The sequence below is a fragment of the Williamsia sp. M5A3_1d genome, from assembly GCF_053345315.1.
The window spans coordinates 1-14,247 of sequence record NZ_JBKEZX010000005.1; the positions used below are offsets into that span (position 1 = coordinate 1).

Consider the following 14,247-nt stretch of genomic DNA (forward strand, 5'->3'; position numbering starts at 1 on the left):
GCATCACAAAACAGTGCCGGACTCAAAACCGACACCACAAAAAATGGCATAAACAATCCATCAACACACTATCGAGTTCTCAAAGAACACACACCCACGGTCTTCAACCGGCTGGCGGATCAGGCTCCGTGAGCCCCGTCAGAGCGCGCTGTTACCCAGCGATCTCCTACATGGGATTTGCACCCCAAGCGCAGGCAGTTTATCCGGCTTCTCGCTCTCCGGCCTGTCCCCCGCGCTGCGGTGCAACATGAAAGTTACACAGGCGGGAACAGGGCGTCAAATCGCCTGGTCACAGCGCTGGCGCCGTCAGCGAAACCGAGCGCCTGCGACGTTTCGTTTGCCTCGCCGGACCACCAACCATCCGCCGGCAAGCAGGTCAGCGGGGGTGGGCGTCCACTCGGGGTCGGCGATCTTCGTGTTGTTCACGTAGGCGCCACCCTCGGTGATGGTGCGACGCGCAGCCTTGTTCCCCTCGCTGAGTCCCGTCGCCACCAGCAGCTCGACGATCGTCGGGGTGTCGGCAGTCGAGTAGTCGACCACCTCGGTCTCCGACAGCGCACCGCCGATCGTCGCCTCGTCGAGGCCGTCGAGCTCGGCGCGACCGAACAGCGCCTGACTCGCGGTCTGCACCGCACGGGTGGCTTCTTCGCCGTGCACCAGTGTCGTCATCTCCGCGGCCAACCTCTTCTGCGCCGAACGAAGGTGCGGCGTCTCGGCGGTGGCGACCTCGAGCTCGTCGATCTCGTCCCTGCCGAGGAAGGTGAACCAGCGCAGGTACCGGACCACGTCGGCGTCGGCGGTGTTCACGAAGTACTGGTACCAGGCGTACGGGCTGGTGAGCTCGGGATCGAGCCACACCCCACCACCGCCGGTGGTCTTGCCGAATTTCTTCCCGTCCGAGGTGGTGACCAGGGGAACCGTCATCGCGTGCAGCGACGCACCCAGGACTCGCCGCCCCAGATCCACACCGGCGACGATGTTCCCCCACTGATCCGATCCCCCGAGCTGCAGCGTGCAGCCGTGCCGGCGGTGCAGTTCGACGAAGTCGTAGGCCTGCAACAGCATGTAGCTGAACTCCGTGTAGCTGATGCCGTCGGCGTCGAGTCGCCGTTTGACCACGTCACGCGACAGCATCACGTTCACGGGGAAGTGTTTGCCCACGTCCCGGAGGAAGTCGACCACCGAGAGCGGACCGATCCAATCCAGGTTGTTGACCACCACCGCGCCGGTCGGCGAGTCGTCGAGGTCCACGAAGCGTTCGAGTTGGGCGCGGATCCGTTCAGCCCACTCCCCGACCACGTCGGAGGTCTGCATCGAACGTTCCCCGACCTCCCGGGGATCGCCGATCATGCCGGTCGCGCCGCCGGCCAACACGATCGGCCGGTGTCCGGCCAGCTGGAAGCGCCGCAGGGTGAGCAGCGGGACCAGATGGCCGGCGTGCAGGCTCGGTCCGGTCGGATCGAACCCGTTGTAGACCGACACGACGCCCGCCGCCAGCGCTTCCCGGAGGTGGTCTACGTCGGTGGACTGCGCGATGAGGCCGCGCCACTGCAGCTCGTCGATGATGTCGGTGCTCACCAGTCCGATCCTTCCGCATCGATCGAACCGGCGGCCAATCGACGTCTGCGGACCGCAGCCGAACCCGGCCGGAACGCCGAGACCGCCGACGATCCGGAGATCCAGAACCTCCACGGCCGACCGGTGGCGGCGGTGATCCCGACCCGTGGCCCGGACAGGATCGTGGAGTCGTCGTGCGGCACGCCGCGTTCCAGGCGCAGCGGGCTCGTCGGCGAGCAGAGGTCGAGACCGTTGTCGCCGAGGTCCGCCGCGATCGCCGCCCCCAGGTTGCCCGGGCCCATGGCCAGTCGGTTCGCGGTCACCACCGACGAGCGTGTCCGTGACCTGCGACGCTCGACCACGTCGAGGCCCTCGCGCACCTCCGCGGCACGGAGCAGGACCGCGGATGCCTCGCCGTCGACCTCGGCCGAGACGTTGAGGCAGAGGTGGATGCCGTAGGAGCGGTAGACGTAGAGCCGACCGGCGCGGCCGAACATCACACCGTTGCGTGGCGTCGGTCCTGCGTAGCCGTGCGCGGCGGGATCGGGGTGGCGCCCCGTGCGGGGACCTCCGTAGGCCTCCACCTCCACGATCCGTAATCGCACCGCGCCGGTGTCGAGGTCGGCCGCGGCGACGAGGTCACACCCGAGGATGCGCCGCGCCGCGGTGACGGGGTCGACGGCCAGGTCGTCGACCGTCAGCAGCGCTCCGGACACCGTGGCCGATCAGTTACCGGATCGCGCGATCAGCGCGTCGTGCTCGGCATCGCCCACCGCGCGGGCCTCGGGGATGAGCAGAACCGGGATGCCGTCGTCGATGCGGTACGCCTGCCGCAGCCGAGGGTTGTAGAGGACCTCGTCGGATCCTCCGACCGACTCGATGTACAACAATTCGCCGTGGTCCTGCGGACAGACGAGTCTCTCGCGCAGGAAGGCATCGAGCGGCATGTCTGCTCCTCGGATCTGTGTCGACACCTCGGTGCGAGGTGTCCCACCACTCTACGAACGCCGTTGCGGCCCGTGTGCGACCACCTGGCACGCACCGTCAGCTCAGGACGAACGGGCTGCGCTCGCATCGGGCGATGCGCCCTCGGCCGACGCCATCTCCCATTCCTTCTCCGCGAGGACCGTGCGGGTCAGACGCCGGTAGCGACCGGTGTCGTCGCGGTACCAGACCCGTGCGCTCGGTTTCGGCAGTCCCTGCGCCCGGAACGACCCCTGCAGCGGCCGGTACGAATGGCTGACCGGGATGTCGTCGACCGCCCACACGATGTGCGGACGCTCCGCAGCCGACAGCCCCGCCAACGCCACACGCAGGGACGAGACCGTCAAGGCATTGGTCGCACGACGGGGTGAGACCACCGCCACCGCGAGCTGCGACCCCGGGGTGCCGACGTGGTAGACGACCACCTGGTCGACGTCGGGGTGTCGCGACAGCGCGGCGATGATCGGCTGCGGGTACACCGGACCCTCCGACGACTTGATGACGCTGTGCACGCCGGCCATCAGCCAGTGGTCACCGTCGACGTCGCGGCGGACGAGCTGACCCGAGGTCTCCCACCGATCGTGGCGACCGAAGACGTCGCGCAACACCGTCGCCCCGGTCTCGTTACGCTGCCTGGTCTGCGCCAACAGCAGGCCGACCTCGTCGACGTGGGCCTCGCGCACGAACCCGCGCGGGTCGAGGAGGAATCGTTCCTCGATCACGTCCCACGCCGCGACGCGCACACGATTGGTCTCCGGTAGCGGTCGTCCGACCGACCCCACCTTGCCGCCGGAGATGTTGGCGAGGATCGCCGCACCGTCGGCGGTCGCGTAGAACTCGATGACGCCGGCGTCGGGGAACCGTTCGACGACGTCGTCCCACAAGCCTGCAGGCATGCCCGACCCGATGAACAGCCGGATGGGATTGTGGTCGGTGATCGCGAGATCGGTGTCGCGCACGATGTCGCGCATCATCGTCCAGGTGTAGGAGACGACGGTGATGCCGTAGCGGTAGACCTCGCGGGCGAAACTCTCCGGCCCGATCCCCGACGACAACGCGATGCGCGAACCACCGACGACGGTCGCGCCGAGGGTGGTGAGAAGTCCCGACGCGTGATGCAGGGGTGTGAGGCAGTAGACCGTGTCGTTGTCGGTGAGCGAGGCCGCCGACGCGGCGCCGAACGCCGACATCGCCCAGCGGTGGTTGCTGATCGGCCACTTCTGCAGGGCACCGTCGGCCCCGGTGAACAGGATGAAGGCCAGATCGCTCGCCAGACCCGGGTCGCTGCGGTACCAGGACGGCACCTCGACCTGATCGGGGTCGATCTGCTCCATGTCGATGACCTTGTCGCCATCGGCCTGCGGAATGGCGCGGACGTCACCGCCACCGAGGACGAGGACACGCTCGGCGTGCGGGACACACTCGTCGAGGCTCACCGGGTCGGCGACGACCACGAGCACGTCGGCCAGGCGCAGCATCGTGGCGAGGTCGGACGACGGGGGCAGCGGCACGACGACGGCGCCGAGCCGCGACAGGGCGGCGATGGCGACGAGCGCACTGGGACGGGTCTCCATCATGACGCCCACGTGCTCGCCGGGCCGCACCCCGCACTGGATGAGTCCGCGCACGACGTTGTCGATGCGGGTGTTGACCTCGGTGTGGCTCAGCACCCGGTCCTCGAAGAGGAACAGCTCACGCCGGCCGGCTCGCTCGGCGTTCTCGCTCATCAACTTGCCCAGCGAGATCCGTGTGCCGGGCTGGATCTGGCCGAGACGCATGAGGCGGGGCAGGGTCCGCACGGATTCCCGCAGCACCGCCTGGGACGTGCGCCGGAACGATCCCGCCGCCGCGACCACCTCGCGGCTCACACCGGCGCCCGCGTCGGCGACCGCACCGATGCCGTGGGTGACCCGCGAGGCGAGGCTGACGCCGGAACCGGTGTTCTCCTGCGGGGTCTCCGCCATGGGCGCGATGGCCTCGGGCATCTCGCCTTTGCCCTCATGCCACTGGATCCACTGCGCGGTGGTCGGCCAGCTCTGTGCCCCCGACACCGATCCGACGACGAGCCCGAAATGCCCGACGGGCAGCATCGTCTCGTAGACCTGGGCGCGGGGCGCCGCACGCTTGATGCCGCGGACGGCGGCGGGCTGGCCGATGTCGTCGGCGCCTCCGACGAAAGCGAGTACAGGACAGGTGATCTCGGCCAGGGTGACGAGGTGGTCGCGGATCACGAACCCGCCCGACACCATCCGGTTGTGCACCACGAACTGCCGCAGCAGTTCCGCGATCGCCGGGCCCGACCAGGCCACCCAGCCGTCGGCCTCGAGGAAGCGGCGCTGGTCCTCACGCGGTAGCAGGGCGTCGCGGTCGTGCAGTTGACGTAGGAAGTCGATACGGCTGCGGGCAGCCTTCACCGGGTCGAGCAATTGGAAACCGGTGCGCGCCAACCATCCCGGGATGTTGAGCCGGTTGAAGACGTTGTCGGCGAAGACCTCGGCCAGCGGGGCCATGATGTTGGCGGGCAGACCCAGCGGCAGTGCGGCGAGCACGTCGACAGGACTGCCGAAGGTGGTGAGGCTCGCGATCTGCTGGGACCGGCGGTAGGCCGCGGCCTGGTAGGCGAACATCCCGCCCTGGCTGTAGCCGACGAGGTGGACGTCACGTCCGGTCTCCTCGTGCATGAGGTCGATGATCTGGTCGATCGCCACGATGTGGTCGGCCAGGGTGCGCTCCATGCCCCCGGCCTCCTGGTCGGGCGAGCCGAAGTCCACCACCCAGGGATCGATGCCCTGACCGTGCAGGATCGACACCGCACCGTTGTGCGGGGTCACGTCGTAGACGTTGGCCGACACCATCATCGGCGGGATCAGCAGCACCGGCGGGCCGCCGTTGAGATCGTCCGGGAAGTAGCGCCGCAGCCGATACATCGGCGCGGTCTCCTCGACCCGGAACGGGGTCGGGCGCGTGCCGGTGTCGAGCCCACCCATGCGGATGACCTCGAGACCGTTCTGAGCGGTCGCGACGACCCGGTCCAGCGCGCGTCCGACGTTCGGGATGCCGACCACCCTGGCTACCTCCTGGTCGATGAATCCGTGATCGGTGTCACTCTACTCACGTTCCTGTGACGCCCGATCCCACCCGCGCAGTGCCGCGATCCGGTCGGCGACCCGCGCCCGTTGTTCGGCGACACGGACGCCCGCGGTGCCGCCTCGCGCCGAACGCGAGCCGATGGACCCCTCGACGGTGAGGACCGATCGCACGGCGGGCGTGAGGTCGTCCGAGATCGCGGCGAAGTCGGCGTCGTCGAGTTCGTCGAGGCCTATCCCCCGCGTCTCCGCGGCCCGCACGCACGCGCCCGCCACCTCGTGGGCGACGCGGAACGGCACGCCCTGTCGCACCAGCCACTCGGCGATGTCGGTGGCGAGGGTGAAGCCGGCCGGGGCGAGATCGGCCATGCGCTGGGGGTGGAACTCGAGCGTGGCGACCATGCCGGCGATGGCGGGCAGCAGCAGCTCGAGCTGCGCGACGGAGTCGAAGACCGGCTCCTTGTCCTCCTGCAGGTCACGGTTGTAGGCCAGGGGTTGCGCCTTGAGGGTGGCGAGCAGGCCGGTCAGGTTGCCGATGAGGCGTCCGCTCTTGCCCCGGGCGAGTTCGGCGACGTCGGGGTTCTTCTTCTGCGGCATGATCGAGCTACCGGTCGACCACGCGTCGGCCAGGGTGGCGTAGCCGAATTCCGATGTGGTCCAGAGGATCACGTCCTCGGCGAGCCGCGAGAGGTCGACGCCGATCATGGCCAGGACGAAGGCGCCCTCGGCGGCGAAGTCCCGCGACGCGGTGGCGTCGATCGAGTTCTCGGCCGCGCTGTCGAACCCGAGATCGGTGGCGATGGCGTCGGGGTCGAGACCCAGCGACGACCCCGCGAGCGCCCCCGAGCCGTAGGGCGAGACCGCGGCGCGACGGTCGAGGTCGACGAGACGATCCACGTCGCGTAGCAGCGGGTGTGCGTGCGCGAGCAGATGGTGGGCGAGCAGAACCGGTTGGGCGGCCTGCAGGTGTGTCTTGCCCGGCACCGCGACGTCGGGGTACCGCTGGGCCTGCTCGACGAGCGCGGCGGCGACGTCGAGGACACCCTCGGCGACGCGTCGGACGGCGTCCCGCAGCCACATCCGGAACAGCGTGGCCACCTGATCGTTGCGCGAACGACCGGCCCGGAGCCTGCCGCCGACGTCGGCCCCGACACGCTCGATGAGCCCCCGCTCGAGGGCTCCGTGGACGTCCTCGTCGGACTCGGCCGGTGCGAACGCACCGCTCGCGACGTCCTCACCGAGCCGCGCGAGACCGTCGAGCATGGTCGCCAGATCGTCGTCGGAGAGCAACCCCGCGCCATGGAGCACACGGGCGTGCGCCGCCGACGCCTTCACGTCGTAGGGCGCGAACACCCAGTCGAAGTGGGTCGACTTGCTCAGTGCGGCCATCGCGTCGGCCGGTCCGGATGCGAACCGACCGCCCCACAGCGCACCGGTGTTGGTGCCGTGCCCCTCGCGGGTGCCGTCACCGTCGGCTCCTGGGGTCATCGGTGCCGTCACTGCCCCTGAGGTGCGACGTCGCCGCGGTCGCGACGGGCGGCGATCTTCGACGACAGACCGTGCAGCTGCACGAAGCCCTTCGCCGAGGACTGGTCGAAGGTGTCGCCTGCGTCATAGGTGGCGAGGTTGAAGTCGTACAGCGACTCCGGGCTGCGACGTCCGTTGATCACCACGGTGCCCGCGTGCAGCACCAACCGGATGTCGCCGGTGACGTGCTCCTGGGTCTGCGCGACGAAGGCGTCGAGCGCACTCTTGAGCGGCGAGTACCAGAGCCCGTCGTACACCAGCTCGGCCCACTTCTGGTCGGTGCGCCGCTTGTAGCGCCCGAGCTCGCGTTCGAGGGTGACGTGTTCGAGTTCCTCGTGCGCGCGGATCAGCACCATCGCGCCCGGCGCCTCGTAGACCTCGCGGCTCTTGATGCCCACGAGCCGGTCCTCGACGACGTCGAGGCGACCGACGCCCTGCTTGCCCGCCCGGGTGTTCAGTTCCTGGATCGCCTCGAGCACCGACACCGGGCGACCGTCGATGGCGATGGGGCGGCCCTTGTCGAAGCTGATGACGAGTTCGTCGGGCGCGGAGAAGTTGACGGTCGGGTCGTCGGTGTAGTCGTAGACGTCCTTGGTGGGGGCGTTCCACAGGTCTTCCAGGAAACCGGTCTCGACGGCGCGGCCCCACACGTTCTGGTCGATGGAGAACGGCGACTTCTTCGTGACGTTGATCGGGATCGCGTTCTCCTCGGCGAAGGCGATCGCCTTCTCGCGGGTCCACGCATAGTCGCGGACCGGTGCGAGCACCTCGAGTTCGGGTGCGAGGGTGTTGAACCCGACCTCGAAGCGCACCTGGTCGTTGCCCTTGCCGGTGCACCCGTGGGCGACGACGGTGCCGCCGTGCGAGCGCGCGTTCTCGACGAGGTGCTTGACGATGAGCGGGCGGCTGATCGCCGAGAGGAGCGGGTAGCGGTCCATGTAGAGCGCGTTGTTCTGCACCGTGGGCAGGCAGTACTCCTCGGCGAACTCGTCACGGGCGTCGACGACCACGGCCTCGACGGCGCCGCAGTCGATGGCACGCTGCCGGATGGCCTCCATGTCCTCGCCGCCCTGCCCGAGATCGATCGCGACCGCGACCACCTCCTTGCCGGTCTCGCGACCGATCCAGCTGATGGCGACTGAGGTGTCCAGTCCTCCGGAGTAGGCGAGAATGACGCGTTCGGTCATGAGTTCTGGGGCTCCCTGGTTGTCGTGTGTCGGGCGAGGTCGGTTCCGGCGAGGCCGGGGTCGATTGCGGTCATGCGAGACCTTCGATCATGCGGGCGAGGTCGGCGCCGCTGGTGCCGTCGCGGGCGACCACGAAGATGGTGTCATCACCGGCGACGGTGCCCACCACCTGAGCCAGGCTGGCACGGTCGATGGCGCTCGCGAGATAATGCGCGGCACCCGGAGGAGTCCGCAGCACGGCCATGTTGCCGCTGTGGTCGGTCGACACCAGCAGATCGGCCAGCAGGCGCGAGAGTCGATCGGTCCCGCCGGACACACCGCGCACGGGTGACCCGTCCTCGGGCACGACGTAGACACCGGCGCCACCGTCGGCGGCGCGCAGCTTCACCGCCCCGAGCTCGTCGAGATCGCGGGACAGCGTCGCCTGGGTCGCGTCGATCCCGGCCTGCGCCAGCAGCGACTGCAACTCGACCTGGCTACGCACCGGTGTGGCCGAGAGGATGTGGACGATCTCGGCCAGCCGTCCCGCGCGGGTCGGGGACGTGCGTCCCAGCGGCGCGGCGCTCATGAGTGCTCCAGGAGCCAGATGAGCAGGGCCTTCTGGGCGTGCAGACGGTTCTCCGCCTCGTCGAACACCACGCTGCGCGATCCGTCGATGACCTCGGCGGTGATCTCCTCGCCTCGGTGCGCGGGCAGGCAGTGCATGACCATCACATCGTCGCCGGCCTCGGCGAGCAGCGACTCGTTCACCTGATAGGGCCGGAACGGCGCGACGCGGTCGAGTCCGTCGCCCTCGTCGCCCATCGACGTCCAGGTGTCGGTGACGACGATGTCGGCGCCCGCGACAGCCGCATGCGGGTCGCCCTCCACGCGTGCGGTGGCGCCGGTCTGCGCGGCCCGGGCGTCGACGGCGTCGAGAACCCACGGGGCGGGGCGGAACTGCTCGGGCGAGGAGACCGTGACGTTCATGCCCGCCGTGACGCCACCGAGGAGCAACGAGTGCGCCATGTTGTTCGCGCCGTCACCGAGGTACGTCATCGACAGGCCCGCGGCGGTTCCCTTGCGTTCGATGATGGTCTGCAGGTCGGCCAGCACCTGGCACGGGTGGAACTCGGTCGACAGGGCGTTGACGACGGGAACCGTCGCCGTGGAGGCCATCGCCTCCAGACGTTCCTGCCCGAAGGTCCGCCACACGATGGCGCGGACGAAACGCGAGAGCACCCGTCCGGTGTCCTCGAGGGTCTCGTCGCGACCCATCTGGCTCGACTTGCCGTCGACGATCACCGCGTGACCACCGAGTTGTGCGATACCGACCTCGAACGAGAACCGGGTGCGGGTGGAGTTCTTGTCGAAGATGACCCCGACGCCGTGGGGTCCCTCGAGCGGTCGGTGCGCGAAGGGGTCTCGCTTGACCTCGGCGGCGAGCGCGAGCACCTCGGCCTGCTCGGCCGGCGTGAGATCGTCGTCGCGCAGGAAATGTCGGACCATCAGGCCGCTCCGGGATTCGTGTGGGCCGCCGCGTCCCCGGCGGCGTCGAGGATGCCGGGCAGAGCGGCGACGAAACCGTTCGCCTGGGCCTCGGTGAGGATGAGCGGCGGGGCCAGTCGCAGGACGTCGGGGGCCGGGGCGTTGATGAGGAAGCCGGCCGCACGAGCGGCCTTCTCCACATGTGCCGCAACGGGTCCGGTGAGCACGACACCGAGGAGGAGTCCGGCACCCCGCACGTGGGAGACCATCGGGTGGCCGAGATCCTCGATGCCGGTGGCGAGGGATTTGCCGACCGCGGCCACGTGGTCGAGCAGGCTTGCGGAGTCGATCTCGCCGATCACCGCGAGCGCCGCCGCCGCACACACCGGGTTGCCGCCGAAGGTCGTGCCGTGCTGCCCGGGTGAGAGGAGATCGGCCGCGGCGCCGGTGGCCAGGCATGCGCCGATCGGCAGGCCTCCGCCCAGTCCCTTGGCCAGGGTGATGACGTCGGGGACGATGCCGACCGCCTGGTGGGCGTAGAACGCACCGGTGCGTCCGATACCGGTCTGCACCTCGTCGAGCACCAGCAGCGCCCCCCGATCGGAGGTGATGCGACGGGCCGCGGCGAGGTAGTCGGCGGGTGGGACCACCACGCCTGCCTCCCCCTGGATCGGCTCGAGGAACACCGCAGCCGTGTGCTCGTCGACGGCGGCGTCGAGTGCGTCGATGTCGCCGTAGGGAATGTGGGACACCCCGGCCGGCATCGGCTCGAACGGTGCCCGCTTGGCCGGCTGACCGGTGAGGGCGAGGGCGCCCATCGTGCGGCCGTGGAAGCCGTTCTCGGCGGCCACGATGTGCGGCCGGCCGGTGCGTCGGGCGATCTTGAACGCCGCCTCGTTGGCCTCGGCACCGGAGTTGCAGAAGAACGCGCGCCCGGGGGTCCCGAGCCGCGCCAGCAGTGTCTCGGCGAGAGCGACGACCGGCTCGCTGACATAGAGGTTCGAGACGTGCCCGAGGGTGCTCAGCTGTCGTGTGACCGCGTCGATCACCGCCGGGTGCGCATGACCGAGGGCGTTGACGGCGATACCCCCGAGCAGATCGAGGTACTCGGTGCCGTCGACGTCGGTGACGACCGCGCCTCGTCCGCTGCGCAACGCCACCGCGGGGGTTCCGTAGTTGTCCATCAGCGCATGTGACCACCGCTGCTGCATCGGTGCGGTCATGGGTTCACCTCGGTGTCGTGTGGCGGGTCGTCGTGCGGGTTGGCGGTCGGGACGACCATGGTGCCGATGCCCTCTCCGGTGAAGAGTTCGAGCAGCATCGAATGCGGCACCCGGCCGTCGATCACGTGGGCACGCGGCACGCCGCCGGTGACCGCCCTCAGGCAGGCCTCCATCTTCGGGATCATCCCCGAGTCGAGCTGCGGCAGAAGCGCTTCGAGGGTGTCGACGTCGATGCTGGAGGTGAGCGAGCCGCGGTCGGGCCAGTCGGTGTAGAGCCCCTCGACGTCGGTGAGCATCACGAGCTTCTCGGCGCCGAGAGCCTGCGCGAGGGCGGCGGCAGCGGTGTCGGCGTTGATGTTGTGGACCACGCCGTCGGCGTCGGGGGCGATGGTCGAGACCACCGGGATCCGCCCCGCGTCGATGAGGTCGGTGACGGCGCGGGGGTCGACGGTGGTCACGTCGCCGACGAGACCGATGTCGGTGGCCACGCCGTCGACCAGTGCGGTCCGCCGGGTGGCGGTGAACAGGTGGGCGTCCTCGCCGGTGATGCCGACCGCGTAGGGACCGTGGGCGTTGATGAGTCCGACGAGTTCGCGGCCGACCTGACCGAAGAGCACCATGCGCACGACGTCCATCACCTCCGGTGTCGTGACGCGGTAGCCGCCGCGGAACTCGCCGGCGAGGCCGAGCCGGGTGAGCATCGCCGAGATCTGCGGCCCGCCGCCGTGGACGACGACGGGGTGGATCCCGCAGGTCCGCAGGAACACCATGTCGCGGGCGAACGCGGCCTTGAGTTCGTCGTCGACCATCGCGTTGCCGCCGTACTTGACGACGATGACCTTGCCCGCGAAGCGTTGCAGCCACGGCAACGCCTCGGTGAGGACGTGCGCCTTGGCCAGCGGGCTGAGGTCGCCCGTCACGGATCCGGTGGGGCTCATGACGAGTACGCCGAGTTCTCTTCGACGTAGCCGTGGGAGAGGTCGGTGGTCCGGATGGTGGCGCGGCCCGACCCGACCGCGAGATCGACGGTGACCACGATGTCGGCACCCGACAGGTCGGCCTCGCGCGCGCCGGCGACACCACATCCGTTGCGCGACACGATATGGCCGTTGAAATCGATGGTGATCGTCTCGGGGTCGAGTTCGACCGGTGCCATCCCGACCGCGGCGAGGACCCGTCCCCAGTTCGGGTCGGATCCGAACAACGCGGTCTTCACCAGGCTGTCGCGGGCGACCGTCCGCGCGACGGTGACCGCGTCGTCGTCGCTGTGTGCGCCGGTCACCGTGACCAGGATCCGTTTGGTGGCGCCCTCGGCGTCGGCCATCAACTGCTCGGCGAGATCGTCGCACGCGGCGAACACCGCGGCGGCGAACTCGTCGGCGTCGGGTTCGATGTCGCTCGCGCCCGAACTGAGCAGCAGCACGGTGTCGTTGGTGGAGCACGAACCGTCGACGTCAAGGCGGTCGAACGTCCGGGCGGTCGCGGATCGCAATGCCGAATCCAACACGGCCGCATCGACCTTGGCGTCGGTCGTGACGACCACGAGCATCGTCGCCAGCGACGGCGCGAGCATGCCTGCACCCTTCGCCATCCCACCGACGTTCCAGCCGTCGGCGTGGTGGACCGCCACCTGCTTCGGCACGGTGTCGGTGGTCATGATCGCGTGGGCTGCGTCGGTGCCCCCGGACAGTCCGCCGGCCATGTCCTGCACGATCGCGGTGACGCCCGGGAGCAGCTTGTCCATCGGGAGGCGGTCGCCGATCAGACCGGTGGAGCAGACGGCGACCTCGATCGCGCCGGTCTCGGTACCCCAGTTGCTCAGAGCCGCGGCGACGGCCTCGGCGGTGGCGTGGGTGTCGCCGAACCCGTCGGGGCCGGTGCAGGCGTTGGCGCCGCCGGAGTTGAGCACCACGGCGCGCAGGCGTCCGGTGGTCAGCACCTGCTGCGACCACTGCACGGGCGCCGCCTTGACCTTGTTACGGGTGAAGACACCGGCGGCCGCGTAGTCGGGTCCCTCGTTGAACACGAGCGCGAGATCGGGTCGGCCCGACGCCTTGATACCTGCCGCCAGGCCCGCGGCGCGGAAGCCCAGCGGGGCGGTGACGCCCTGACCACGGACCACGGACCCGTTCACGGAGCCACCCCCACGGTCGAGAGCCCTTCGGATTCCCCGAAGCCCATCGCCAGGTTCATCGACTGCACCGCCGCTCCTCCGGTTCCCTTGGTCAGGTTGTCGATCGCGCCGACGACGACGAGCGTCTGCGACCGTTCGTCGACCGACACCGACAGCGCCGCCGAGTTCGACCCGATCACCGAACCGGTGGTGGGCAGCTGGTCGTCGGGCAGTAGATGCACGAAAGGCTCGTCGCCGTAGGCCTTCTCGTAGATTGCGCGGACCTCGTCCGCGGTCGCCGAGGTACGAGCGGTGCAGGTGGCGAGGATGCCCCGCGCCATCGGGACGAGAACGGGGGTGAACGACACCGACACCGGTTCACCCGCTGCGGCCGAGAGCGCCTGGGCGATCTCGGGATTGTGTCGGTGCGCGCCCGCGACGCCGTAGGCGCGTGCCGATCCGATGACCTCCGAGGCGAGGAGGTCGATACGCGTCGAGCGGCCCGCGCCGGACGTACCGCTCACCGCGACGACCGTCACGGCCGACTCGATGACGTGCGCGGTCACGGCGGGCAGCAGCGACAGGATGGACACGGTCGGGTAGCACCCGGGCACCGCGATACGCGTGGCACCGGAGAGCACGTCACGGTTCCCGGGGATCTCGGGGAGGCCGTAGGGCCACGTTCCGGCGTGCGGGGTGCCGTAGAACCGGGTCCATTCCTGCGCATCGGAGAGCCGGAAGTCGGCACCGCAGTCGATCACGAGTGTCGACGGCGACAACGCGTCGGCGATGGGTCCCGATGTGCCGTGTGGCAGCGCGAGGAAGACGACGTCGTGGCCGGCGAGCACGTCGGCGGTGGTGTCGGCGAGCACGCGGTCGGCGAGGGGGAACAGATGGGGCTGATGAACACCGAGGCGCGTTCCCGCGTTACCGCCCGCGGTGAGCGCGCCGATGGAGACCTCACCCGAGGCCACGCGGGGGTGCCCGAGCAGCAGGCGCAGGATCTCGCCTCCGGCATACCCACTGGCACCTGCCACGGCAATCGACATCGACATGTGATTCATTATGCAGATCGCTGCAAGTTAATTCACCACCGGGGTCGG

12 protein-coding genes are annotated in these 14,247 nt (G+C 69.5%); all 12 read right to left on the reverse strand.

The genetic code is table 11. The features are described 5' to 3' along the window. Positions 1-306: 306 nt before the first annotated feature. On the reverse strand, positions 307-1,578 hold the full coding sequence (gene tyrS / locus ACLBW1_RS20355) for a tyrosine--tRNA ligase (RefSeq protein WP_447813645.1): 1,272 nt from the start codon (positions 1,576-1,578) through the stop codon (positions 307-309). Then, entirely contained in the window at positions 1,575-2,261 is a 687-nt protein-coding gene (locus ACLBW1_RS20360; RefSeq protein WP_447813726.1) for a DNA-3-methyladenine glycosylase, read from the reverse strand. Before ACLBW1_RS20360 ends, tyrS begins: the two co-directional genes overlap by 4 nt. Before the next feature lie 21 nt (positions 2,262-2,282). Beyond that, a complete protein-coding gene (locus ACLBW1_RS20365) occupies positions 2,283-2,504 on the reverse strand; it encodes a Trm112 family protein (RefSeq protein WP_447813646.1) in 222 nt (73 codons plus the stop codon). A gap of 102 nt (positions 2,505-2,606) precedes the next feature. Beyond that, the gene (locus ACLBW1_RS20370) at positions 2,607-5,606 is read right to left on the reverse strand and encodes an alpha/beta fold hydrolase (protein ID WP_447813647.1); all 3,000 of its coding nucleotides are present in this window, start codon (positions 5,604-5,606) and stop codon (positions 2,607-2,609) included. A 42-nt stretch (positions 5,607-5,648) separates the two neighbouring features. Further along, the gene (argH, locus tag ACLBW1_RS20375; RefSeq protein WP_447813648.1) at positions 5,649-7,115 is read right to left on the reverse strand and encodes an argininosuccinate lyase; all 1,467 of its coding nucleotides are present in this window, start codon (positions 7,113-7,115) and stop codon (positions 5,649-5,651) included. 8 nt (positions 7,116-7,123) lie between these two features. After that, positions 7,124-8,341 (reverse strand): argininosuccinate synthase, encoded by a 1,218-nt coding sequence (locus tag ACLBW1_RS20380; RefSeq protein ID WP_045822997.1) that lies wholly within the window; start codon positions 8,339-8,341, stop codon positions 7,124-7,126. A 70-nt stretch (positions 8,342-8,411) separates the two neighbouring features. Beyond that, positions 8,412-8,909 (reverse strand): arginine repressor, encoded by a 498-nt coding sequence (locus ACLBW1_RS20385; protein ID WP_447813649.1) that lies wholly within the window; start codon positions 8,907-8,909, stop codon positions 8,412-8,414. Beyond that, on the reverse strand, positions 8,906-9,829 hold the full coding sequence (argF, locus tag ACLBW1_RS20390) for an ornithine carbamoyltransferase (RefSeq protein ID WP_447813650.1): 924 nt from the start codon (positions 9,827-9,829) through the stop codon (positions 8,906-8,908). Before argF ends, ACLBW1_RS20385 begins: the two co-directional genes overlap by 4 nt. Then, entirely contained in the window at positions 9,829-11,031 is a 1,203-nt protein-coding gene (locus ACLBW1_RS20395) for an acetylornithine transaminase (RefSeq protein ID WP_447813651.1), read from the reverse strand. Before ACLBW1_RS20395 ends, argF begins: the two co-directional genes overlap by 1 nt. Then, positions 11,028-11,969: an acetylglutamate kinase gene (argB, locus tag ACLBW1_RS20400; RefSeq protein WP_447813652.1), complete on the reverse strand. Its 942-nt coding sequence runs from the start codon at positions 11,967-11,969 to the stop codon at positions 11,028-11,030. Before argB ends, ACLBW1_RS20395 begins: the two co-directional genes overlap by 4 nt. After that, a complete protein-coding gene (argJ, locus tag ACLBW1_RS20405) occupies positions 11,966-13,198 on the reverse strand; it encodes a bifunctional glutamate N-acetyltransferase/amino-acid acetyltransferase ArgJ (protein ID WP_447813727.1) in 1,233 nt (410 codons plus the stop codon). Before argJ ends, argB begins: the two co-directional genes overlap by 4 nt. Next, the gene (argC, locus tag ACLBW1_RS20410) at positions 13,162-14,199 is read right to left on the reverse strand and encodes an N-acetyl-gamma-glutamyl-phosphate reductase (protein ID WP_447813653.1); all 1,038 of its coding nucleotides are present in this window, start codon (positions 14,197-14,199) and stop codon (positions 13,162-13,164) included. Before argC ends, argJ begins: the two co-directional genes overlap by 37 nt. Positions 14,200-14,247 lie beyond the last annotated feature (48 nt).